The sequence below is a fragment of the Mycobacterium europaeum genome (assembly GCF_002102155.1).
Taxonomy (GTDB): domain Bacteria; phylum Actinomycetota; class Actinomycetes; order Mycobacteriales; family Mycobacteriaceae; genus Mycobacterium; species Mycobacterium europaeum.
In genome coordinates this window covers 186,155-208,691 of record NZ_LQOU01000051.1, presented here as the reverse complement: position 1 = coordinate 208,691, position 22,537 = coordinate 186,155, and the positions used below count along the sequence as shown (strand labels likewise).

Sequence of the window (22,537 nt, the reverse complement as noted above, 5' to 3'; positions counted from 1 at the left end):
GGCCGCTACCGGCGGCTCATCGCCAGTTTGCCCGCAGTCTGGTGCAGCTCGAACGCCGTCGTCTTCTTGCCCGTGCGGGCCTCCCGGTCGAGCTGGCGCTGCTTGGATATCTCGAACTTGTCGCAGGCCTGCTCGAGTTCCTTGATCAGCAGGGCAAGGTCGTCGCGCATAGCGGCCGCCTCGCCGGTGAAGTCCTCGCGCTCGAAGATGCGCCACTTCTTCAGCACCGGCATCACGACATCGTCGAGGTGGATGCGGGGGTCGTAGACCCCGCCGACGGCGATGAACACGGCCTTGCGCCGGAACTCCGGGACCTGATAGCCGGGCATCTGGAAATTGCGCAGCACCTTGTGCAGCTCTTTCATCGCCTGATTAGGTGCAATCTCAAACCCGGCCTCGCTGACGTCGCGGTAGAAGATCATGTGCAGGTTCTCGTCGGCCGAGATCTTGGCCAGCAGCTGGTCGGCGATCGTCTCGTTGCACGCCTTGCCCGTGTTGCGGTGCGAGATCCGGGTGGCCAGCTCCTGGAACGTCACGTAGATGACCGAGTCGAACAGGCTCTCGGCGAACAGATCGGCCCGCACCTGTTGGTTCTGGCCCGGGCTGAAGCCCCGGTTGACCACCTCGATGCGCAGCTTCTCCAGCTCGACCGGGTCGACCGCACGGGTCACCACCAGGTAGTCGCGCAGCGCGATCCCGTGTCGGTTCTCCTCGGCGGTCCACCGGTTGACCCACTGGCCCCAGGCACCGTCCAGGCCGAAGTTCATCGCGATCTCGCGGTGGTATGACGGCAGGTTGTCTTCTGTCATCAGGTTCTGGACCATCGCCACCTGGGCGAGATCGGAGAGCTTGCTCTCCTCGGGGTGCCAGTCCTGCCCGCCCAGCGCGTAGAAGTTCTTGCCGTCCGACCACGGGATGTAGTCGTGCGGGTTCCAGTCCTTGTGCATGCTCTCGTGCCGGTTGAGGCACTTCTCGACCACCGGTTCGAGCTCGTGCAGCAGCTGTAGGTTTGTCAGCTCGGCTGACATACGGCCTCCAGTTATCTGTGTCGACGGGTAGCAGTCAATATATCTGTGAACCTCAGTAGCATCAAGCCGCCTGGCCGCGCGCCGCCTAACGGATAATGCCAACTTTGTTGGGGTTTGCCGCTATGGCGCGCCCGGTAAACCGGTGGTTGTGCTACCCCAGGTCGGGGGCGACAACGTACGGGGCCGCCGTCACGTAGAGCATGTTGACGCAGTAGTCGATGAATTGCTCGCGCGTCGCACCGAGCTGCCCGTTCAGGTAGGCGGTGAACAGGCCCGACAGGCCGCCGACCAGGCTGGTGGCGATCATCTTCTGCAGCACCGGATCGCCGATCCGGGACAGCTTGCGCTGCAGCAGTTCGATGAAGTTGGGCATCCACTCGGCTCCCGAGCGGGTTAATACCGGTTCCACCGCCGGCGCCAGCAGCAGCACGCGGCCGCGGACCGGGTCGTCGACCATCAGCTCGACAAACTTTTCGACGGCGTCTCGCGGGGTGTTCGCCGACGTGAGCGTGTTCATCGCGCGAGTGCACACGTCGTCGTAGACCGCGCGCACGAACTCGTCACGGTCGGAAAAGCTTTCGTAGAAGTAGCGTTCGGTCAGCGCGGCCTTGCGGCACACCGCACGTACCGTCAGCGCCGGTCGACTGTCGCCGCCGAGCAGTTGCACGCCGGCGGAGATGAGGTTGTCGCGACGGAGGGTGAGGCGATCCTGCAGGGGAACGCCGGTCCAACGGCCCCGTCGTTGACCGGACTGCACATCACTCCTAAGCTTAAAAATGACAACGCATGTAGTCAGTTTTCCAGATACCTACAGGGATTCAATAGTGACCCAACATACGTCCGGAACCCGCCCGCCGACCAGCGACGTCGTGCGCGGCTGTTCGGCCACCGCCGCCGGGACCGACCCGTCGGGCGGTGTCTCCGTCGGCTGCCCGGTATCGCCGCTGGGCTACGACGCGCCACCGATGCCGCTGGGCCCCGACTCGTTGACGTGGCGATATTTCGGTGACTGGCGCGGCATGCTGCAGGGCCCGTGGGCGGGCTCGATGCAGAACATGCACCCGCAGCTGGGCGCGGCCGTCATCGACCATTCGACGTTCTTCCGGGAGCGCTGGCAGCGCCTGCTGCGCTCGCTGTACCCGATCGGTGGTGTCGTCTTCGACGGTGATCGCGCCCCGGTCACCGGCGCTGAGGTGCGCGACTACCACACCGACATCAAGGGGGTCGACGAACAGGGCCGCCGGTACCACGCGTTGAACCCCGACGTCTTCTATTGGGCCCACGCAACTTTCTTCGTCGGCACCATTCACGTGGCCGAGCGGTTCTGTGGCGGGCTGACCGAAGCGCAGAAACGCAAGTTGTTCGACGAGCACGTCGACTGGTACCGGATGTATGGCGTGAGCATGCGGCCTGTTCCCGCGTCGTGGGAGGACTTTCAGGTCTATTGGGACCACATGTGCCGCAACGTGCTTGAAGACAACTTCGCCGCCCGCGCCGTGCTCGACCTCACCGAGTTGCCCAAACCCCCGTTCGCGCAACGGCTTCCGGACTGGTTGTGGGCCGCCCAGCGTAAACTCCTCGCGCCGTTCTTCGTCTGGGTGACCGTGGGCCTGTACGACCCCCCGGTGCGCGAGCTGATGGGTTACCGGTGGTCGCGGCGCGACGAGTGGCTGCATCGCCGCTTCGGCGACGTGGTTCGCGCGGTTTTCGCCTTCGTGCCGAGCCGCTTCCGCAAGCACCCACGAGCCCGCGCGGGCTTCGACCGCGCCGCCGGGCGGATCCCGGCCGACACGCCGCTGGTGCAGACGCCGGCGCGCAACCTGCCGCCCGTGGACGAGCGCGGCGACCCCAAGCATTACTGCCCCGCGGTCTCCTGAGCCGGCACGCCCCCGCTATACCTGGGCGTGACCGTGCACGTCCTCCAGTCCGGCCTGATGCACGTGCTGATGGGTGTGCTCCGTGCCGTCGACGTGCTCGTGTTCGTGAGCGTGGGGTGCGTCGTGGGTGTGGTGCTCGGTCATCGGTGGAGCCTCCCTATGTAGATGCGCTCTGCTGATCGCCGATGGCCTTCAGGCCGCCATCCCGGCGGTGATGGCCGGGCACGCCCGGGCCCGCGTGTTCGGCGTTGAAGACCGCGTCGATGACGAGCTGACGGACGTGGTCGTTTTCCAGGCTGTAGAAGATCGTGGTTCCGTCCCGGCGGGTGCGGACCAGGCGCGCCATCCGCAGCTTCGCCAGGTGCTGAGAGACCGATGGTGCCGGTTTGCCCACATGCTCGGCGAGTTCGTTGACCGACATCTCCCCGTCGGTCAGCGACCACAGCACCTGCACCCGGGTGGCATCGGCCAGCATCCGGAATACCTCGACCACCAGGCTCACCTGGTGATCGGGCAACCGGGCTGCGCCATTACCTGCATGCATGCGCAAATAATAGTCAAGCGCGCCGGCGCTTCCAACGGCTGCGATGAGCGGGTTTAGGGGGAGGGGACGACCGTGGACCGGGCCTGACCACCGTTGCGCTCGTTCCAGAACCGGTAGACGTCCACCGCATCGTCTCGGGGTTGATAGCGCATGGGCAGGCGGCGCTGCTCCCAGCCCTTCGCGAACTCGTCGTAGAACGTGGACAACTCGAAGTACGTGCGGTCGTCGACGTAATACCGCTCGTATGCCTCGCGGGTGGTCAGGAAGATCACTTCCCTGGGGGAGCAGTAGTACAGCGAGCCCAGGCACATCGGACACGGATGCGCCATGACGTAGATCGTGGCGTCGACGAGGTGCTCGGTGCCCAGCTTCATGCACGCCTCGCGGATGGCCAGGATCTCCGCGTGCGCGGTCGGGTCGTTGGTCTGGGCCACCCGGTTGGCGCTCTCGGCGAGGACCTCGCCGTCGTTGACGATCACCGTCGCGAACGGGCGACCGCCCTCCGCGACGTTTCGGCGGGCCAGTTCGATCGTCCGCTGGGCGAAGTCGGTCACAGGTCGCAGGGTAGTCGCGCGAGGGTCGGGGATGGACGCTGTGATAGTGACTAGATGGTCTATTTAATTTCCTGTATCGGATGAGGGAGCACCATGGCACGCACCGATCGTGATCGTTGGGATCTGGCGACGAGTGTGGGCGCGACGGCGACCATGGTCGCCGCCCAGCGGGCCCTGTCCTCCGAGGCGAAGCTGATCGACGACCCTTACGCGGCCCCGCTGGTGCGGGCTGTCGGGATGGACGTCTATGTCCGGCTGGTGAACGGCGACATCGCCGCCGGCGGGGAGGCGGAGTTCGACCCGCAGCGCATGGCACGGGGAATGGCTTGCCGCACCAGGTTTTACGACGACTTCTTCCTGGAAGCGACGCGCGGTGGCATCGGGCAGGCGGTGATCCTCGCGTCGGGGCTGGACGCGCGCGCCTACCGCCTGCCGGGGCCGGCCGGCACCGTCGTCTACGAGGTCGACATGCCAGAGGTGATCGAGTTCAAGACGCTGACCCTCCACGATCTGGGCGCCGAGCCGACCGCCGAGCGGCGCACCGTCGCCGTCGACCTGCGCGACGACTGGGCCACGGCGCTGCGCGATGCCGGTTTCGATCCGCAGGCGCCGTCGGCGTGGAGCGCCGAGGGCCTGCTGGTGTACCTGCCGGAGGAGGCCCAGGACGCGCTGTTCGACACCATCACCGCGCTGAGCGCCCCGGGCAGTCGCTTGGCCTTCGATTTCGTGCCCGACACCGCCGTTTTCGCCGACCCGCGCTGGCGGGCGCACCACGACCGGATGAGCGAGCTCGGGTTCGAGGTCGACTTCAACGACCTCGTCTATCACGGCGAGCGCAGCCACATCGTCGACCACCTGAACCGGCGCGGCTGGCAGACTTCGTCGCAAACCATCGCGGACCTGCACGCGGCCAATGGCTTCGTGTATGCCGACGACGAGGTCGCCCAGGCATTCGCCGACGTGACCTACAGCAGCGCGGTGCTCGGGTGACGAGCGCCGCGCTGGCGAGGTTAACACGCGTCGGTGCCCCCACTAGGACTCGAACCTAGGACCTGCGGATTAAAAGTCCGTAGCTCTACCAACTGAGCTATAGGGGCTGCGGAGATTCAGGATACTTGGGCCCAAAGTGCGGCTCGTTTGAGGATTGGGCCTGCGGTGACCTAAGCTGACGTGGCTCCTAACGAAACCACGTTGCGAGTACCCCGGAGTGATTCGGTTCTGGCCCCCATCGTCTAGTGGCCTAGGACGCCGCCCTTTCACGGCGGTAGCACGGGTTCGAATCCCGTTGGGGGTACGCGACGCGGTAACGCGGAGCAGCAGCAAGGCCCTGTGGCGCAGTTGGTTAGCGCGCCGCCCTGTCACGGCGGAGGTCGCGGGTTCGAGTCCCGTCAGGGTCGCCGATTCGGCGAGGCACAATGCATGCCTTCCGGCCAGGTAGCTCAGTCGGTACGAGCGTCCGCCTGAAAAGCGGAAGGTCGGCGGTTCGATCCCGCCCCTGGCCACCACATTGTTTATGCTGCTCAGAGTGCTGCAGAACGGCCTCGGCGCCTCCTCGACCACGTGAGCAGCGGATGAAATGGGGCCAAAATGGGGCCAAACTGGATTAACCGCGACCCGCGCGAAAACTATCGTCGAGCGAGTCAAGCGCGGTTGCAATGTCGTCGAGCTCGTCGTCGAACAGGTCCGCGTAGGTGTGTGCGGTCACGGTGATTGATGCGTGGCCGATCGCCTTTTGGAGGAGTCGCAAGTCGGCCCCGGCCCGTCGCGACAGCGATGCATAGGTGTGCCGGAGGTCATGCACACGCAAGTTGGCCCGGCCGATCTCAGTCACAGACTTCCGCCAGTTGACCGCACGCTTCCAGTTCTCCAGGCTCAGCCGGGAACCCTTCGGCGACGCGATCGCCGGCGCGCCACCGGGTCGTGCGTCGAGCCGCGCCTTAAGTGCCGGCATCAAGCGCTCGGGGATAGGGACAGAACGTCGGCCGGCCTCCGATTTCGGATTCCCTTCAACGAGTTTGCCGCCGACTTGGGTCATCGACCGGCGAACGCGGATTCGACGAGCGCCCAGGTCGACATCCTCGACATCGAGGCCGGTGAGTTCACCGAATCGTAGGCCCGTGTAAGCCAGGAGCAAGACGACGTCGCCTTGAGCCCCGCATGTTTGGGCAAGTGTTGCGACTTCGCCGACGGTTAGATAGACGTGGGTAGCTTGCCGCATCGGTGGGAATTTGGTGCGTGATGCGGGGTTCTTGCCGAGGAGCTGGTCTTCCTCGACGGCGCGGTCAAGGGTCATCTTGAGGACCGAGTGCGTCCACCTCACCGTCCGCGGTCCGAGACCCGACGCTGACAGGGCATTCACCCATCGCTGGATCGACTCGTGGTCGATCCGTGCGATCGGCCACGAACCAAACTGTGGCTCGATACGCAGCCTCCAGTTGTCTTCGTATCCGCGGCGGACTTTCGCGCTCAGGTCGGGTCGGGAGGCTAGCCAGGACCGATAGACGTTGCGGAGCGGGATTTTGCCGCCGCGTGGATCCACCCTGACGCCCGCGGCGCTGTCGGTGACGAGCCTTGCTTCGAACTGGCGCGCCTCACGCTCCGTTCGGAAGCTCTTCTTGCGCTTCGAACGATCCGGTAGGCGCCATTGGACGTCATAACGCACGCCGTCCTTCGTCTCGCGGCGCTTTATGGCCAAGATTCCTCCCGAATGCCGTTGGGGGAATTGAGGATCAGTGCCTCCAGCCGGCGGTGACCGTGTGCGAGCTTAATCGTTAGCTCAAAATTTGCGGTTGCGCTAAGTAGTCTGTGAGGGCGAATCGCTCTATACCCGAGTCGATTCCAGCCAATCTTTGACGTCATCCAGTAACCATCGACGGTGCCGATCGCTAAGCCTGAGGTGATGTGGACCGGGCGCATCGATCCCACGTTCCCTCCTGGCCGCCCAATCATGCAGCGTTGAGACCGGAACTCCGGTCATCGCTCGAACTTCATGAGCGCTGAGCATGACCGACGCATTTTCTATAGTCATCGTCTCCAACCCCGTCTCCCGCCGTCGGTACTAGCCGGCAGGTCATACCGAGATCATGAGGCCTAGTTCTCGATTCCCGCTACCAGCAGTGCGACATTCGATCGGAAATGCACCGTCGAGTGCGGTCAGGGGGTCGAATCTGCGAGACCAGCTCTAGGAGAGCCTAGAAGCCCGAACGGGTGAGACGCCGGAAGTGCATCTGAAATGGTCATATTGCGGCAACGGACACCAGGCGAAACCACGGTGTGGCGACCAGTGCATCTAGCGGGTTTGAGGCTGCGGTACGGGGCGTCGTTGGATACGTGTGCGTTAGCCCGTGAATGAGCACACCCGACCGTTTCCCGGATCGGACAGGTGGTTGTGGTGAGTGGTGCGGATCGGTGCGGATGTGTTGCATTGGTGGGCAGACGATTTGGCGACAGTGGGTGCGGACAAATGGGGACACAGATGATGTTGGTCAGGATGGTAGAGCGCGACGGTGGGTGCGTCCTATGGTTCCTACGTGGTGAACATCAATTCGAAATCGGCGGCGCGCAAGCGTGTCCGGGAGGCGCAGCATAAGGCCAACGAGGCACGTCTGGAGCGTGAGCGTCAAAATGTCGATGACGCTGCATCGTTTCTCGTCGAGCTTGGGCGGCTCGTCGCCGTCGACGAGTGGGAGCGCAACCGTATCCACGAGATACGCGCAGAGGGGGAGCGGCGCCGTCACGAACACCGCCAGGCTGGTGCGACAGCGGTGGCCCGGATTCAAGGCCGCGGTGAAAGCCTCAGTGCGATCGCTGAACTGGCGGGTCAAAGTCGGTGAGGTGCGCGCGGTGTTGAAGGCTGCCGACGCGCAGGCAGCGCCGCGTGCGGATGCACCAGGTGCGGAAGGCAGCGCGGCGCGGGGCGTAGGAGAGGGCGCGGTGCCGGAAGCCAACGGTGGCGCAGCCACCGACGCCGCAGCGCAAGCACTAGGTTCAGTAGACGCCGCCGGGCCAGAGGCCGGCGGTGGCGTGCCCAACAACGTGGCGGCGCAAGCACTAGGTATGCAAAAGGTGTGTGGTGCGTGGGGTGCTTGAGAAGTGCTGGTGCTGGTGGGCGGTGGTGAGCGGTGGGCGCAGGGCGCACTGGGTTGTGTTGGCGGGCGAGGGAACTGGGCACAGGCGGTGGCGACAGATGGGGACACGGTGATGTTGCGGATGGTGGTAGAGGAAGGCGCCGGACGCGTCGTATGGTTCGGCGATCGTGAGCATCAACTCGAAAGCTGAAGCGCTCAAGCGTGTTCGTGAGGCGCAGAACAAAGCCAATGAGGCGCGTCTTGAGCGTGAACGTCAAAATGCCGCCGGTGCAGCGCCGTTTCTCGTCGAGCTCGGGCGCCTGGCGGCGGTCGACGAGTGGGAGCAAACCGGATCCTTGAGGTTCGCGCCGAGGGGGAGCGTCGCCGTCATGAACACCGCCTGGGCGGCGCCGCTGCGTTGGCGTGTATGCAGGGCCGCGGTGAGACGCTTGCGGCGATCGCTGAACTGGCGGGGGTGGCGGCCCTCAACGGTGCGCGCCGGCGTTGACGTGGGCGCGCCGCCGGATGCGCGGCTCTCGCTGCGTTCCAGTCGCCACCGGCGCTTGTGCCGCCCACCGCTGTGCACTAGCCTAGTTTTGACAGATGTGTTGATAATGTCCGGAGATGCGAACGGGAATTGGCGCCGCAACGGTGCGACGATCCAACGGAGATTCGCACCGCGTCTCCCTGACCACTGCCAGAACAGAGGATTGCCGATCATCCATGACGGCTGAGGACGTCGCCGCTGGCTCGACGGGGCTTCGCAAGTCGGACCGGACCAGAGAGCGCATCGTCGATGCGGCTCGCTATGCCTTTTCCAGCAAGGGTTTTTCTGGCGTGACGATCCGGGACATCACCGAGCGGGCCGAGGTGACGCGCGCCAACTTCTATTACTACTTCCGCGACAAGTCCGAGCTGTTCTACGAGCTCGGCAACACGACATACCTAGAAGTGCTGGCCGTTGTCGAGGCCTTCAGCGACCTCGGCAGCCCCCCAACGATGCCCGAGATCAGGCAGTGGGTGTTGCGGTACTTCGACTACCTCGACCGCAACGGCGCGTTCGTTCTGCGCAGCACGGAGGATGCACCCCTAGACCGGCGGTTCCGCGCTGCAACCACACGGTCGTATCGCAGGACGACCGAAGCGCTGGGGCAGCGAATCATCAAACTCACACCGACGCCGCTGCGGTCAGACCCGCACTCGCTGGGGCTGGTGGTGATGGCGATGATCGAGCGGTCCTGGCTGCTGGCACAACACGAGGAGATGGCCTCGACGTCGCGCGAGGAGATCACTGCTGCACTCTGTGAAGTCCTCCACCAGTTGCTCGCGGTCGGGTGAGCTCCTTTTCGAGCGAATCACCCCAACGGCGCGTCGCGCCTATTCGTCGTAAGTCACTTCGACAGCATCGGACGTGGGCCGGGCCTGGCAGGCCAGGATCAGTCCGTCGGCGAGGTCGTTGGGGTCGAGGACGTCGTTGGTATCCATTTCGATCTCGCACCGGTGCTTGAGCATCGCACAGGCGCCCCAATGACCCTCGCGACAGGGAACGGAGCGTCGATGCCCTCGTCGAGCAGGACGTGGAGCGGCGTGGCGGTGCGCGGCCGCGATACGGTGCGGGTCTGCCCGTCGAGGCGCACGAACGCGGCGGCCGGCGGTCCGTCCTTATCAAGGGCCACCCCTAGGTCAGGGTGGGATCGGTGAGACTCACCGCTGCTATCCGGAGACTGCCACCGGTTCCGGCGGATAAAAGCCGCGAGCCCAGCGCCGCAACTTATAGAAGCCGTCGGCCTCCGATGGCGTGAGCGCCGGTTTGTCCATGTACTTCTGATATTCCCAGATGTTGATATCGTCGGGCAAAGCGGCTTTCGCCTGTTTGAGCCGCTCGGCGTAGTTGTCCGACCCCGAGATCCAGTAACTGGCAAAGATGTCACAGGTGCCATCGCCAACTGGCGTCGCATTGATGGCAATCACGCGGACTCCGTCGGCGGTGCATTCGCCATTGATGGCGTATCCGATTCCGGACCAATAGATTTCGATGGTGTTGCGGTTATCGCCCGCGCGGTCCACCCCGTTTGCCCAGCGCCGCCCGAAACCCACCTTCGCGTGCCAGACGTGCTCGTCGATCGTCTCGCTGAGCACCACCGGACTGATCGGCGTCGCGTGGACGAAGCGGAAGTGGTGCGGATCAACAGCGTTCTCGGCGATGATCTGAGGGTGGACCTTCACCTGTGAGAACAATTCCCGCTCGTCATCCCCGAGGGGGCGATAGTCCTGCGTGACGACGTCTGCATTGAGCAGATGTTTCCAGTCCGGTAGCTGCCACAGCGGTTCGCGTCCCTGGGTGTCGTGCCAGATGAAGATGCAGCCGTTGAGCTCGGTGACCCGCCACGGGCGAACCCTGCGTGCCCGGTTGGGGCGAGGCTCGTACGGAATCCGCACATTCCGCCCCTCACCGCTCCACACCCAGCCGTGGAAGGGGCACTGGATGCCGTCCTCGACAACGAATCCGCCTCGGGCCAGATTGGCGCCGAGATGCTGACAGTGGGCGTCGAGCACGCTGACGTGACCGTCCATGCCGCGGAAGATCACCATGTCGTTGCCGAAGTACCGCAGCGGCTTGACCGCGCCTGCCGGCACATCGGCGCTCCAGGCGACTTGAAACCAACCAGTGGGCTGCATGCTGGGCGCCTGAATCATGTCGCGATCGTGCCATGTCTTTGACACATATGTCAAAAACTTACAACCGGTTTAGTCGTGCTCGCACCGCGCCGTCCAAAGCTTTGCGCAGCCGTCACCGCGTAAACCCTCACAGGACCCCGGCGGCCCGCGGGTGCCTGGATCGAAGCCATGAGCCCGCGCAACAACACGTATCTGCGGATCACGATCGGCCTTGGCGGACCGGGTTGATTGGAAGGCGCACCCACGGCAGATCGGATCCATCCGGTTGGCCACCGTTGTCGAAATCGAGGTGGATCGAGCACGTCTGTGGCCCGGCGATGAGCCGCTCCCGTGCCGCCGTCGAAGCCGCTGAACCGCGGTTGCCGCACCGGCGGGACTTGGCGTCACAAATTCACTGCGCCCGCCGGATCACCGGATGGCCTTGCCGCCGTTGCAGTTCGGCGTCCGCTGCTAGCCAGCGGCACGAGACCGCGCATCCTCGGTGATTTCCTCCGGCGCGCGGGCGAACGCCATCGCATAGTGGGAGCACGTCGGGTCGACGTTAACCCGTCGCCGCGCGACCGGCGTTGTCAATCCATGATGTCGCGAACTTTGGTTTTCTCGTAGCCCTTGAGCAGCGCTCCGGCGGCGTTCTGCATATGTCTGCGCCAATGGGTTTCCGCTCGGTCGCCGTTGCGTGTCTCGACGAGCTCGGCGAGGCGGTGATAGGACCGGAGCAGTTTGTCGTACTGGTCTTGGGGCACCGCGTTCTCGGCGGCTAGGACTGCCGCGGTGGTGTGCCGCTCAGAGATCTCGTGCAGCATCCCCGCGATCATCGCCAGGGTTGCGTTGCCCGACAGCTCGACGATCCTGCGGTGGAAGTTCGCCGATGCACTGGCCAGTTCTCCGGCGTCCCAAGCATCCGGAATCGCATCGACTAGGCGCTTCACTTCCTTGTGTGCCTTGACGGTGCCAACTTCGGCGAGCAGTTTGGCGGCAGCCGGCTCGATCGCGATACGAGCGGTCATCACGTCGGCGAGCGTCGCCCCGGAAAGCTCCAGTATCAGTCCGGCCGGACGGGCGACGATCTCGGGACCCGGGACGCATACCCGCGCCCCGGTGCGTGAGCCGCGTCGAACCTCAACCAGCCGTTCGGACTCCAGCACCCGCACCGCTTCGCGCAGGGTCGGTCGACTCACCTGGAATTGCGCCATGAGCTCGGACTCGTGTGGGAGGAAGTCTCCGTCCTTGAGTCGTCCGTCTACGATCATCTTGCGCAGGGTGCCCGCCACGAGCTCGAAAGTCTTCGGCGACCGAGCCGGACCCGGCTCCGGCGCAAGTGACTGCCGTTGAGTCACCGGAACCTCCTCTGGGCCAACCTATACAACTCAGTAAACCATGTTGCACCGGTCGGTGCGGTTGAACCCGCCCCGATGGACGTGGTTCTGCAGTGCGATGCGACAACCGGGTCCGGGCCAGAGCACGGCGTACGGACGGCAAGAACCATCGCGGCGGCAGCGCATCAATCACAGCGCCCCGATTCTGCCGATCGTGCAGCCGCACAATAACCGAATCGCAGGTGCGCAGCCGGGCGTGGAGGCGGATCGCCACGCGCCTCTCGGCCCGCAGGACTGCCCTGATGACCTCGATGAGCTCCGTCCAGCCGCGGTGCGAGAGGGTCGCGTCCACATCGAACCGGTCGCCGTTCCTGCCTGCGGTGCTGACCTAAGACCCCAAGCACGCTGGGGCAGTTTCGACACATGACGTATCGCCTGAGACCGTCTCGTCGGGTTCGTCGAGGACGAGATCGTAGGTGCCGACGAAATAGGACCGGACGGTGGCGCTTCCGATTAGGGCGCCCTCATATGTCAACGTGCACAAGGCCAGCGAGCTGGCTCCCTTTGGGCCCAAAGTGGAAGCGGCGGCGCTGACCGGAATTTCGGCCTCGATCGAGGCCCGCCGCTGGGTGTCGGGGCTCAGATCGAAGGCACGTTCGCCGGACACTGTCCACTGATCGCTGTCGCGGCGAAAGTGGTTGACCAGCCCGCCGACCGCATCGACGAGGATGGCCAGCGGTCCGACCGTCGGTAAGCCCGTGAACGGATCGGATCGACTAGGGCCGTCCGCGACATCGCCATCAGCGCGGTGCCTCGGCTGGTGTCGGCGTCCATCACGTCGATGTCGAAGGGGCGCAGGAGATGAAGTGGCGTTCCGATCGCCTGCAGAAACTCCTCGCTGCAGACCTCTGTCATTCGAGAAGGTCGACCACCGTCGACAATTCGGCACCGGTCAACACGAATTCCTCGGCCTTGCGCAGGTGTCGGCTCCACAGCTCGCCGGCCTTCTCGGCCTCACCCGCTTTGATCAGGTCGACAATCATCCGGTGGGTCTTCGCCGATCGCCGTACCGCCTGCTCGGCCCGCGTGCCGGCCGTGGGCTGTAGTGACCGGTTGGCCTTTTCGATGATGTGATGCAGCATGGCGCTGACGATCTGCAACGTCTTGTTGCCGGAGAGCCGGGCGATCGCGGCATGAAAATCAGTCAACTGATCGGTAGCGTGGGCCCCTTTGATGAGTTGAGCGTCCCGTTCGACCATCTCCTCCAGTTCGGCGATGACCGCTGGGTCGCGGTCTTTCGCCAACTGGACGACCATCGGGGTTTCCAAGGCGACGCGGGCGTCGAAGACGTCCTTGACTGTGACGCCCTCGTACTCCAAGATCAGCCCCGCGTACCGGGCCAGTGTCTCGCGACGTGGACGCGTCACGCGGGCCCCGCCGCGCACCCCGCGCTGCACCTCGATCAGCGACTCGGACTCCAGCACCCGAAACGCCTCGCGCAGCGTGGGGCGCGACACCCCGAACCGCTCCATCAGCTCCGATTCCGGGGGCAACATCGTGCCCTCCGCGATCTCGCCACGGATGAACATCCTGCGCAGCACGGTGGCTACCCGATCGGCCATCTTCGGCTCGCGAAGGCTGGTGACCTCCATCATGTCCCTCCGTCGGCCTGCACCATCAATCCACTAACTGATTCACAGGTTAGCCGACCGGCACCCGAAGGCGGCGGCCATACGCGCGAGTTCAGTGTGCAACGTCATCGCTGATCGCCACCCCTGACCCAGTGGATCCGTCGCGACGTCGCGCGTTAGTCAGACACGCCGCCGGCTGATGCCCGGTTCTCCAAACTACTACCACAACTAGCTAACTATATATCTGATTCGCTAAGGTATCTCCACAGGCTCGCAGGCTATCTGCCGCGCGGGCACACGACAAGGGACGAACGCTGTGAGTATTTCGCTGCTGCTGGAGATGGCGGCCGAGGCCCACCCTGAGCGCACCGCGCTGGTGTCAGGCGGACGGCGCTGGACCGCCCGGGAACTCAGTGATCTCGCCGACGGCGGGTCCGGCGTCATCGCCACGTCGGGCGCGCAGCATGTCATCTACGTCGGTGTCGGCGGGGCAATGCTGCCAGCGTTGATCTTCGCGTCGGCGCGTGCGGAGCGCGGATTCACCCCAGTCAACTACCGGCTGTCGGCCGAGGCGATGCAGGAGTTGATCGCACGGCTGCCTGACCCCCTGGTCGTCGTCGACACCGGCTACCGCGACATGATCGCCACCGCAGCCCAACGGGTGATCACCTCTGAGGAGTTTCTTGCCTCTGCTGCTACGGCGGCGCCCGCCAACGGGTTCGCCGATCCCGACGCGATCGCGATCGTGCTCTTCACATCGGGCACCACGTCTAAGCCGAAAGCGGTTGAGCTGTCGCATGCAAATCTGACGAGCTACATCACCGGCACGGTCGGGTTCGACTCGGCAAGCCCCGAGGACGCGGCCCTGATCTGCGTGCCTCCGTATCACATCGCCGGGGTAAACGCGGCGATCTCGAACCTGTACGCCGGTCGGCGGATGGTGTACCTGCCCAGCTTCGACGCCCGGCAATGGGTCCGGCTGATCGTCGACGAGCAGGTAACCACCGCCACGGTGGTGCCCACCATGCTCGAGCGCATCGTGACAGTGCTTGAGCAGGAGCCGACAGATCTGCCGAGTCTGCGCAACCTTGCCTACGGTGGGTCGAAAGTGGGCCTGCCCCTGTTGCGCAGGGCGCTGGACCTGCTGCCCGGAGTCGGATTCGTCAACGCCTACGGCTTGACCGAAACTAGCTCGACCATCGCTGTGCTGACTCCCGATGATCACCGCACGGCCCACAACCACCCCGACGCGGCCATCGCCAAACGGCTGGCGTCGGTAGGCCGACCCGTACCCGGCATCGAGGTGCAGGTCCGTGCCGCCGACGGCACCCTCGTCGGGCCGGGAGAGACCGGCGAGCTTTACGTGCGGGGCGACCAGGTGTCGGGAAAGTACACCGGCATCGGCTCGGTGCTCGACGACCACGGCTGGTTTCCTACCAGGGACGTGGCCACCCTCGACGAGGATGGCTACTTATTTATCAGCGGGCGCTCCGATGACACCATCATCCGCGGCGGCGAGAACATCGCACCGGCCGAACTCGAAGACGTGCTCATCGAACATCCCGATGTGCGCGAAGTCGCCGTCGTCGGTGTGGAAGACCCGCAGTGGGGCCAGGCGATCGTGGCCGTGGTGGTGCCCGCCGCCGACATCGACCCAGACCCCGAAGAACTGCGCGCGCACGTCCGCAAGTACTTGCGGGGTTCGCGAACACCAGACCACGTGGTTTTCCGCGAGGAGCTGCCGACCAATCCGACCGGCAAGATCCTGCGTCGCGACATCGTGGAAAGCCTGCGAAATGTTAATGCCCAGAAGTGAGGACGCACCGTGATGAAGAACGGCACCCGCCTGCAAAGCCAGGTCTGCGACACCCAGGTCATCGTCATCAAGTCCGCCGAAAGTCTGGACGATTTGCGCTGCGGGGGCGCGCCGATGGTGGCGCTGGGCGCCGACCGTGCCGGTGAACTCAACCCGGCGTTCGCCGACGGCAACCTGATGGGCAAGCGCTACGTCGATGACCACGCCGCCGAAGTCTTGGTTACCAAAGCCGGCGCCGGCACTCTGAGCATCGGCGATACCCCGCTGAGCCTCAAAGAAGCCAAGCCACTGCCGGCCAGCGACTGAACGCTTGCCGCACAACCGTATTCGGCGACCGCTTGCGCGGTCTCGCAGTTCGCGAGCGCATCGCGGGCCGCCACCCGATGGAGGCCAGTTCACCTCCCATGTCGTGACGCACGCAGTGAGTCATCGTGTGCTGCCCACGGCGCGGGGGAATTAGATGCGTAGCGACCCTGGTGGGGCCACCATCGCTGCGCAGGTGAGGGCTCGTGGCCTCGCCATCCTATAGCGTTATATAAATAGCGATATCGAGCCCAGCGCGAGGAGAGACCATGAAAGTGATCACGTCGGTCGAAGACGCTGTCGACACCGTTGGCCAGGAGCTCGGGGTCGGCAACTGGAAAGAGATCGATCAGCAGCGCATCGACGCGTTCGCCGACGTCACCGAGGATCAGCAATGGATCCACGTCGATACCGAGCGCGCCAAGGCCGAAAGCCCTTATGGTGCCACGATCGCCCACGGCTTCTTGACGCTGTCGCTCATTCCGAAATTGAGCAAGGACACCTACCGGGTTGACAACGCCAAGATGGGGGTCAACTACGGGCTCAACAAGGTGCGCTTCCTGGCTCCGGTGACCGCGGGCAGCCGGATCCGCGTGCGTTCCGAGCTTGCCGCTGCTGACATGGTCAACGACAACACCGTCAACCTCACCGTGCGTCACACTCTCGAAATTGAGGGGTCCGAGCGACCCGCCGCCGTGGTCGAGCTGATCGCTCGGTACATCTTCTGAATCCGGTTGCGAATCGCGGCGCTCGGGTGGATTACCCCCGCGCGGCCAGCCGACCGGAACGTGCTCCTTTAGCATAATCCGCTATACAGTTGACGATATCGATTTGCCGGGGTGCAGCGCGCGGTGTCGTGGGATGTGCCGGAGAGGACCTATGAGCCAGGAGACGGCCAACGGCGTCGGCGACCGTATCGTCCGTCGGGCGCCGGCCAACAACCAGTCGGGGCCACCCGGCCCGGTGGCGGCATGAATGACGGACCCTTCGACGGCAAAGCCGTCATCACCGGGGCAGGCAAGTCTCAAGTGGGGCGGCGGCTGGGACGCACTGGCCTGGAGCTCACGCTGGAAGCGGTGCTGAGGGCGATCGCTGACGCGGGTCTGGAGCCCGACGACATTGACGGCATCGCCAGCTATCCCGGCCCGGGGGCGCCTGATCCCGGGTTCTCCGGCGCCACCATCACCGAGGTCCGCAATGCGCTGGGGCTCAGCTGCCGCTGGTACATCTCGGCGATGGAGACCGCCGGCCAGATCGGCCCGGCGATCGAGGCGTGCATGGCGGTCACGCTGGGTCTGGCCAATCACGTGGTGGTGTACCGGTCGGTATGGGAATCCACCGCCGCCCACCAGGCCGGGGGCGGCCGCGCCTCGGTCCTCTTCAGCGGCGGCAAGCTGCCGCCGCACCTGGAGTGGGTCGCCCCCTTCGGCGCGCTCTCGGCGGCCAATTGGCTGGCGATGCCCGCCCAGCGGTACATGCATGACTTCGGGTTGACCCGTGAGCAACTGGGCTGGATTGCGATCAACGCGCGCCGCAACGCCGCACGCAATCCCGATGCGGTCTACCGGGACCCGATGACGATGGAGGACTACCTGGGCGCCCGGATGATCTCCGAACCGCTGTGCCTGTATGACTGCGATGTTCCCTGCGATGGGGCGACTGCGGTCATCGTCTCGCGCCGCGACGCCGCCCGCGGTCTTCCCCGCCATCCCCTGACAGTGGAATCCGTGGGACCGGGCATGTTCGAGCGCGCCACGTGGGATCAACGCCGCGATGTGACCACGATGGCCGCCCACGATTCAGCCGCGACACTGTGGAAAAACACCTCGATGACCCCCGGCGACGTCGACATGGCGCAGCTCTACGACGGATTTAGCTTCTTGACGGTGATGTGGCTGGAGGCCATGGGATTCTGCGAGCACGGCCGCGTCGGCGAATTCGTGGACGGTGGTGAACGGATCGCCCTGGATGGCGATCTGCCGCTCAACACCAGTGGCGGCCAGCTCTCGGGTGGACGTCTGCATGGTATGGGCTTTCTGCATGAGGCCTGCGTCCAGTTGTGGGGTGAGGGCGGGCAGTGCCAGGCGTCTAAAACCCCAGAGGTGGTGGCCGTTGGGGTCGGCGGCGGACCGGTGGCCGGGTCAATGTTGTTGAGCAGCCGCTGATCTCACGATCGCGGGCCGTTCTACGAAAGGAACCGCCAATGCCGACCATCGGATTCATCGGTGCCGGACAACTGGGCGAACCAATGGTCAAACGCCTGCTCGCCGCCGGGCATCCGGTGAACGTCTACGCCCGTCGCTCTGACGTGCGTTCGCGGCTGGCCGACCGGGGCGCGGTAGTAGCCGAGTCGGTGGCCGGCCTAGCCGCCGACAGCGACATTCTGATCTCCTGCCTGTTCTCCGACGCCCAGCTGCGCGAGACCGGCTTGGGCCCAGAGGGGTTCATCGCCAACGCCAAACCCGGCGCGGTGTTCGTATCGCACACCACCGGAAGCGCCGCCACCCTGACCGAGCTGGCGAATAGCGCCGCGAGCGCACAAGCGATCCTCGATGCGCCGGTCAGCGGAACCGCCGACCACATCGCCGCGGGCACACTGACCGTGCTCGTCGGCGGGTGCGGCGACGACGTCGAGCGGGTGCGACCGATCCTGGCCGCCTACGCCAACCCGATTATCGCCACCGGCGAACTCGGGAGCGCGCTTCGAATCAAGCTGATCAACAACATGTTGTTCGCGGCCAACGCGCAGCTGCTGGCCGCGGCCGCACAGATCGGTGAACAACTCGGTATCGCGCCGCACGCATTCCTCGACGCGCTGCTGGCGTGCAGCGGATCCAGCAGCGCGGCAACCTACGCAAAAGGCATCGGCGGACTGGGCAGATTCGCAGAGGCGGCCGCACCGTTCCTGGCTAAAGACGTGGCCGTCGCCGTCACCGCCGCCGAACAGGCCGGAGCGGATCTCGGACTCCTGCAGGCAGTGGTCACCGAGGGGCCACTGGACCTGACAACCAACCGCTAGGGCGAGCGGGCCGCCCGCGACGGGGCTGCCGCCGGCCGGTAACTCGCGCCGATCCTCCGGGGATGATCGCCGCTTCTTGCCAAAAAGGCCCATTATGGTGACACTGCTAGTAGATAACACACCAAGTTAACTATGTAAGGTCTCTCCGTGAACCAGTCCACCGAGTGGCGACCCCGGCTCCAGGTGTTGCTTGCCGACTACGTCCGCCGGCAGGCCGAGCTCAGATCCGAGGCCAAGGGCGGCGGGGTCAAGATCGACCGGGTCGAAGCCGCGCGAGCCTGGCATGCTGAGCTCGTGGACCATGGGCTGGCCGCACCGGGATGGCCCAAATCGGCTGGCGGGCTTGAGCTTTCCGTCGAAGAACAGCTCGACTACTACCGGATGACCACGGCGGCCGGCGCGCCGCCACACCCGTGTCAGCTGTCGTTCATCCTCGCGCCGACACTGATCTCCCACGGCTCGCAGGAGCAGAAGGAGCGGTTCCTGCGGCCGTTGCTGCGGGCCGACGAATTCTGGTGTCAGGGATTCTCCGAACCGGGCGCCGGCAGCGATTTGGCTTCACTGTCCACCCGTGCGGTCCGCGACGGCGCCATCTATCGGGTTACCGGCCAGAAGGTGTGGACGTCGATGGCCGACCGCGCCGACTGGATGTTCGCGCTGGTGCGCACCGGGCCGGCCGGCCGCAGCACCGACGGCATCACTTACCTGCTGATCGCAATGGACAGCCCGGGAATTACCGTGCGCCCGCTGCGCGACATCAGCGGCGGTGCGCACTTCGCCGAGGTGTTCTTCGACGACGTGGAGGTTCCCGTCAACAATCGTGTCGGCGTCGAAGGACAGGGCTGGTCGATCATGCGGACCTCGCTGGGCCATGAACGTGCCACGGCATTCCTCGCCGATGAGTTCAGGTACCGCCGCACGGTCGACCAGGTGGTCGCACTGCTGGTGACCCGCGGGCTCGACTCCGATCCGCTGGTGCGCCAGCACATCGCCCGACTGGAGACCGACGTGCGCGCCATCGCGGCCAACAGCGCCCGGGCGCTGTCGGCCGTGCTGCGCGGTGAGGATCCCGGTGGGGTCGCTTCGGTCAACCGGCTGGTCAAGTCGGAGTTCGAGCAACGCATGCATGCCCTGGCCCTGCGCGCCGGCGGTCCGCACGCCGCGCTGGGCAGCCGTGCCGCCGACGCCGTAGACGGCGGCCGCTGGACCTACGGTTACCTGATGAGCCGCGCCACCACCATCGGGGCGGGCACCGCCGAGATCCAGCGCAACACCATCGCCGAGGCGGTGCTGGGCCTGCCGTCCCACCGTGGCGAGGGCACCCGGGCCCCAGCCGTCATTCCGGGCGCCCCGCTGGCCGTGGCCGATCCCAGCGAAGTCGAGTTACGCGCTGTGCTGGCCAAGGCCCTGCCCGCGCGTGTCGACGTGACCGCGCTGCTGGACTCCGGGCGCCGCTTCGACATCGCTGACCCCGCGGTGTGGTCGGCGCTGGTCGACTTCGGGCTGCCCGGGTTGGCGGTCGAGGAATCGGCGGGCGGCGCCGGCGCCGCGCCCCGGCTGCTGTACGCGGCCATCGAGGAGGCCGCCGCGGCGCTGGTGCCCGCACCGCTCGTTCCCACCGTCATCGCCCTCGACGTCGCCGTGCAGACTGGCGCCACTGCGATAGCCCGGCGGATCACTGCCGGGGCTCCGGCCGCGTTCGCGGTGCCCCTCCACGATGACGGCTGGGTCACCAGCGGTATCGAACTGCCGGTGTGGGACGGCTCGCTCACCGGGGTCGTGCCCATCGTGGCCGGAGCCCCGGTGGCGAAGATTCTGCTGGTGGTGGCCCGATCGGAGGGCGGCGAGGGTGAACTGCTCGTCGCCGTGGATCCCGGCATCGCGGGCGTGCACGTCGCAGCGCAGCAGCCGCTGGACCTGACCGCAACCATCGGTTCGGTGACCCTCACTGGCGCGACCGGACAGCCGCTGTGCACCGGCGGCACTCTTCGGCACGGTCTGCGTGCCGCCCGGCGGCGGGCTCTGCTGGCCGTGGCCGCCGACTCGGTCGGCGTCGCGGCCCGCGCACTGAGCATGGCGGTTGCCTGGGCCGGTGAACGTCAGCAATTCGGCCGGTCGATCGGCAGCTTCCAGGCGATCTCGCACCGCTGCGCCGACATGCTCGTCGTCCTGGAAGGCGCGCGAAGCCAGGTGCAGGCCGCCGCCGACGCGGATCTGGACGGCGACGAGTCGGACTGCCTGGTCGATCTGGCCGCCGCAGCAGCCCTGGACGGCGCGGTAAGTGCCGCCGAAGCGACCATTCAGATCCACGGCGGGATCGGCTTCACCTGGGAGCACCCCGCCCATCTGCTGCTGCGCCGCGCCCAGGCCAACGCCGTGGCGGTAGGCCGGGCCGACGCGCTGCGCGACCGTGCCGCACGCGAGTTGCTGGCCCCATTGCAGGAACGCCGCCTCGAACGGGCATTGGCACGATGACGATTCGCTGACGGAGGGCAGTAGATCGATGGAATATGGGACGGGTCCGGAACTGGAGGCCTTCCGCGCGGAGGTACGGCAGTTCATCGCCACGCATGCACCGGCGATCCCGCCGCGCGCTGGCGTCCGCAGTGCCGAGGACGCCCACGAGAATGAACTCCTCAATCAGTGGGCGGCCCGGCTCTATCAGGCCGGCTACGCCGGCGCGGACTGGCCGGCCGAATACGGTGGCCGCGACGGCTGGACGACTGAACACGGGGTGGTGGTCGGCGAGGAGCTGGCGCGGGCGCAGGCGCCCGGCCTACCCAGCGGTAACGTGCTGGCCGCCCAGGCGCTGATCGCCTACGGCACAGAAGAGCAGCGCAGCCGGCACCTGCCGGCGATCCGCGCGGGCCAGCAGAAGTGGTGCCAGCTGTTCTCCGAGCCCGGCGCCGGCAGCGACCTGGCCGCGCTGCGCACCAAGGCGGTGCTCGACGGGGACATCTACCGCGTCAACGGCCAGAAGGTGTGGACGACCGACGGGCACTGGGCGCAGTACGGTTACCTGCTGGCCCGCACCGATGCCGACGCGCCCAAGCACCAAGGCATCAGCGCATTCATCTGCGACATGTCCACACCCGGTCTCACAGTGCGTCCGTTACGCGAGATCACCGGGACTTCGGACTTCAACGAAGTGTTCCTCGACGACGTCGAGATCCCTGCGGCGAACATGATCGGCAAGCCCGGCCAGGGATGGGCGATCGCCAACTCCACACTGGCCCATGAACGCAGCAACGTCGGCGCCATCGTCGTCAAGTTGCGACTGGCGGTGGAAGCGCTGACCGATCTGGCCCGCCGGGTCACCATCGACGGCCGCCGCGCCCTCGACAGCGACCGGGTCCGTGACCAGATCGGGATGTTCACCGCTGAGGTGGACGCCCTTTCGGCGCTGACCTACGCCAACATCACCCGATGGACCCGCGGCACCGAGCGCATGCACGACGCCGCGATGGCCAAGCTGATGTTCAGTGAACTGAACCTCGCCATCGCAACCTTCGCCGTCGACCTGGCGGGGGAGGACGGTGTCCTGGTGGGCGGTGACCCCCACGTGCTCGACAGCGGGCGCTGGCAAGACGAGTGGCTCTATGCCCGCGCCTTCACCATCGCCGGTGGCAGCAGTGAGATCATGCGCAATCTCATCGCCGAGCGCGGGCTCGGCCTGCCACGGTAACCAGTTGCTCGCCGGGCG

20 protein-coding genes, 4 tRNA genes and 1 pseudogene are annotated in these 22,537 nt (G+C 65.8%); 14 read left to right on the top strand and 11 right to left on the bottom strand.

Features of this window, described 5'->3' with window-relative positions:
• Positions 1–5: 5 nt before the first annotated feature.
• Positions 6–1,028 carry an acyl-ACP desaturase gene (locus AWC03_RS22925; RefSeq protein WP_085242976.1) on the bottom strand — a complete coding sequence of 341 codons (1,023 nt, stop codon included), beginning with the start codon at positions 1,026–1,028 and terminating at the stop codon, positions 6–8.
• 151 nt (positions 1,029–1,179) lie between these two features.
• The gene (locus AWC03_RS22920; RefSeq protein ID WP_142278486.1) at positions 1,180–1,785 is read right to left on the bottom strand and encodes a TetR/AcrR family transcriptional regulator; all 606 of its coding nucleotides are present in this window, start codon (positions 1,783–1,785) and stop codon (positions 1,180–1,182) included.
• A 67-nt stretch (positions 1,786–1,852) separates the two neighbouring features.
• Here AWC03_RS22920 and AWC03_RS22915 point away from each other — a divergent pair, with 67 nt between their 5' ends.
• Positions 1,853–2,905: an oxygenase MpaB family protein gene (locus tag AWC03_RS22915; RefSeq protein ID WP_085242975.1), complete on the top strand. Its 1,053-nt coding sequence runs from the start codon at positions 1,853–1,855 to the stop codon at positions 2,903–2,905.
• Positions 2,906–2,920: 15 nt separating this feature from the next.
• Here AWC03_RS22915 and AWC03_RS27660 read toward each other — a convergent pair whose 3' ends face one another.
• From AWC03_RS27660 to AWC03_RS22905, 3 genes are read right to left on the bottom strand one after another with little or no spacing between them, the layout of a single operon-like run.
• Positions 2,921–3,049: a zinc transporter Slc39a7 gene (locus tag AWC03_RS27660; RefSeq protein ID WP_208859296.1), complete on the bottom strand. Its 129-nt coding sequence runs from the start codon at positions 3,047–3,049 to the stop codon at positions 2,921–2,923.
• A gap of 13 nt (positions 3,050–3,062) precedes the next feature.
• Positions 3,063–3,449 carry an ArsR/SmtB family transcription factor gene (locus tag AWC03_RS22910; RefSeq protein WP_085242974.1) on the bottom strand — a complete coding sequence of 129 codons (387 nt, stop codon included), beginning with the start codon at positions 3,447–3,449 and terminating at the stop codon, positions 3,063–3,065.
• A gap of 53 nt (positions 3,450–3,502) precedes the next feature.
• Positions 3,503–4,003: a nucleoside deaminase gene (locus tag AWC03_RS22905; RefSeq protein ID WP_085242973.1), complete on the bottom strand. Its 501-nt coding sequence runs from the start codon at positions 4,001–4,003 to the stop codon at positions 3,503–3,505.
• A 93-nt stretch (positions 4,004–4,096) separates the two neighbouring features.
• Between AWC03_RS22905 and AWC03_RS22900 the strand changes: the two genes are divergently transcribed.
• A complete protein-coding gene (locus AWC03_RS22900; RefSeq protein WP_085242972.1) occupies positions 4,097–4,993 on the top strand; it encodes a class I SAM-dependent methyltransferase in 897 nt (298 codons plus the stop codon).
• Positions 4,994–5,027: 34 nt separating this feature from the next.
• On the opposite strand, the gene AWC03_RS22895 is transcribed toward AWC03_RS22900, so the two are convergent.
• Positions 5,028–5,100 (bottom strand) — tRNA-Lys (locus tag AWC03_RS22895).
• Between the two features lie 124 nt (positions 5,101–5,224).
• On the opposite strand from AWC03_RS22895, the gene AWC03_RS22890 reads away from it, so the two are divergent.
• The 3 genes from AWC03_RS22890 to AWC03_RS22880 all read left to right on the top strand — a co-directional run bounded on the left by AWC03_RS22890 (position 5,225) and on the right by AWC03_RS22880 (position 5,508).
• Positions 5,225–5,297, top strand: a tRNA-Glu gene (locus AWC03_RS22890).
• 29 nt (positions 5,298–5,326) lie between these two features.
• Positions 5,327–5,400, top strand: a tRNA-Asp gene (locus tag AWC03_RS22885).
• A gap of 31 nt (positions 5,401–5,431) precedes the next feature.
• A tRNA-Phe gene (locus AWC03_RS22880) sits at positions 5,432–5,508 on the top strand.
• 98 nt (positions 5,509–5,606) lie between these two features.
• Here AWC03_RS22880 and AWC03_RS22875 read toward each other — a convergent pair.
• Positions 5,607–6,698 carry a tyrosine-type recombinase/integrase gene (locus AWC03_RS22875; RefSeq protein WP_085242971.1) on the bottom strand — a complete coding sequence of 364 codons (1,092 nt, stop codon included), beginning with the start codon at positions 6,696–6,698 and terminating at the stop codon, positions 5,607–5,609.
• An 835-nt stretch (positions 6,699–7,533) separates the two neighbouring features.
• On the opposite strand from AWC03_RS22875, the gene AWC03_RS28020 reads away from it, so the two are divergent.
• Entirely contained in the window at positions 7,534–7,836 is a 303-nt protein-coding gene (locus AWC03_RS28020) for a hypothetical protein (RefSeq protein WP_249025958.1), read from the top strand.
• A gap of 957 nt (positions 7,837–8,793) precedes the next feature.
• Positions 8,794–9,408 (top strand): TetR/AcrR family transcriptional regulator, encoded by a 615-nt coding sequence (locus tag AWC03_RS22855; RefSeq protein ID WP_085242970.1) that lies wholly within the window; start codon positions 8,794–8,796, stop codon positions 9,406–9,408.
• A gap of 39 nt (positions 9,409–9,447) precedes the next feature.
• Here the strand turns inward: AWC03_RS22855 and AWC03_RS28015 are convergent.
• The 4 genes and pseudogenes from AWC03_RS28015 to AWC03_RS22835 all read right to left on the bottom strand — a co-directional run.
• Positions 9,448–9,731 (bottom strand): annotated as a pseudogene (locus tag AWC03_RS28015) (2Fe-2S iron-sulfur cluster-binding protein); the annotation flags it as partial.
• A gap of 52 nt (positions 9,732–9,783) precedes the next feature.
• Positions 9,784–10,767 (bottom strand): Rieske 2Fe-2S domain-containing protein, encoded by a 984-nt coding sequence (locus AWC03_RS22850; protein ID WP_085242969.1) that lies wholly within the window; start codon positions 10,765–10,767, stop codon positions 9,784–9,786.
• A gap of 551 nt (positions 10,768–11,318) precedes the next feature.
• Positions 11,319–12,086: a FadR/GntR family transcriptional regulator gene (locus tag AWC03_RS22845; protein ID WP_085242968.1), complete on the bottom strand. Its 768-nt coding sequence runs from the start codon at positions 12,084–12,086 to the stop codon at positions 11,319–11,321.
• Positions 12,087–12,976: 890 nt separating this feature from the next.
• Positions 12,977–13,717 (bottom strand): FadR/GntR family transcriptional regulator, encoded by a 741-nt coding sequence (locus AWC03_RS22835; RefSeq protein WP_085243128.1) that lies wholly within the window; start codon positions 13,715–13,717, stop codon positions 12,977–12,979.
• Between the two features lie 295 nt (positions 13,718–14,012).
• On the opposite strand from AWC03_RS22835, the gene AWC03_RS22830 reads away from it, so the two are divergent.
• The 7 genes from AWC03_RS22830 (at position 14,013) to AWC03_RS22800 (ending at position 22,519) form a co-directional block, all read left to right on the top strand.
• Positions 14,013–15,512 carry a class I adenylate-forming enzyme family protein gene (locus AWC03_RS22830; RefSeq protein WP_085242966.1) on the top strand — a complete coding sequence of 500 codons (1,500 nt, stop codon included), beginning with the start codon at positions 14,013–14,015 and terminating at the stop codon, positions 15,510–15,512.
• 9 nt (positions 15,513–15,521) lie between these two features.
• Positions 15,522–15,818, top strand: a complete 297-nt coding sequence (locus tag AWC03_RS22825; protein WP_085242965.1) for a hypothetical protein — start codon at positions 15,522–15,524, stop codon at positions 15,816–15,818.
• Between the two features lie 266 nt (positions 15,819–16,084).
• A complete protein-coding gene (locus tag AWC03_RS22820) occupies positions 16,085–16,543 on the top strand; it encodes a MaoC family dehydratase (protein ID WP_085242964.1) in 459 nt (152 codons plus the stop codon).
• A 243-nt stretch (positions 16,544–16,786) separates the two neighbouring features.
• A complete protein-coding gene (locus tag AWC03_RS22815; protein ID WP_085242963.1) occupies positions 16,787–17,980 on the top strand; it encodes a thiolase family protein in 1,194 nt (397 codons plus the stop codon).
• Positions 17,980–18,834 carry an NAD(P)-dependent oxidoreductase gene (locus AWC03_RS22810; protein ID WP_276328784.1) on the top strand — a complete coding sequence of 285 codons (855 nt, stop codon included), beginning with the start codon at positions 17,980–17,982 and terminating at the stop codon, positions 18,832–18,834. Before AWC03_RS22815 ends, AWC03_RS22810 begins: the two co-directional genes overlap by 1 nt.
• Positions 18,835–18,981: 147 nt before the next feature.
• Complete coding sequence (locus tag AWC03_RS22805; protein ID WP_085242961.1) at positions 18,982–21,309, top strand: acyl-CoA dehydrogenase family protein; 2,328 nt, start codon at positions 18,982–18,984, stop codon at positions 21,307–21,309.
• Positions 21,310–21,337: 28 nt separating this feature from the next.
• Positions 21,338–22,519 carry an acyl-CoA dehydrogenase family protein gene (locus AWC03_RS22800; protein ID WP_085242960.1) on the top strand — a complete coding sequence of 394 codons (1,182 nt, stop codon included), beginning with the start codon at positions 21,338–21,340 and terminating at the stop codon, positions 22,517–22,519.
• Positions 22,520–22,537 lie beyond the last annotated feature (18 nt).

Coding starts and splice junctions, on each gene's coding strand:
- AWC03_RS22800 (WP_085242960.1), top strand. CDS start 21,338: ATGGAATATGGGACGGGTCCGGAACTGGAGGCCTTCCGCGCGGAGGTA.
- AWC03_RS22815 (WP_085242963.1), top strand. CDS start 16,787: ATGAATGACGGACCCTTCGACGGCAAAGCCGTCATCACCGGGGCAGGC.
- AWC03_RS22820 (WP_085242964.1), top strand. CDS start 16,085: ATGAAAGTGATCACGTCGGTCGAAGACGCTGTCGACACCGTTGGCCAG.
- AWC03_RS22925 (WP_085242976.1), bottom strand. CDS start 1,028: ATGTCAGCCGAGCTGACAAACCTACAGCTGCTGCACGAGCTCGAACCG.
- AWC03_RS22855 (WP_085242970.1), top strand. CDS start 8,794: ATGACGGCTGAGGACGTCGCCGCTGGCTCGACGGGGCTTCGCAAGTCG.
- AWC03_RS22835 (WP_085243128.1), bottom strand. CDS start 13,717: ATGGAGGTCACCAGCCTTCGCGAGCCGAAGATGGCCGATCGGGTAGCC.
- AWC03_RS22850 (WP_085242969.1), bottom strand. CDS start 10,767: ATGATTCAGGCGCCCAGCATGCAGCCCACTGGTTGGTTTCAAGTCGCC.
- AWC03_RS22900 (WP_085242972.1), top strand. CDS start 4,097: ATGGCACGCACCGATCGTGATCGTTGGGATCTGGCGACGAGTGTGGGC.
- AWC03_RS22910 (WP_085242974.1), bottom strand. CDS start 3,449: ATGCATGCAGGTAATGGCGCAGCCCGGTTGCCCGATCACCAGGTGAGC.
- AWC03_RS27660 (WP_208859296.1), bottom strand. CDS start 3,049: ATGACCGAGCACCACACCCACGACGCACCCCACGCTCACGAACACGAG.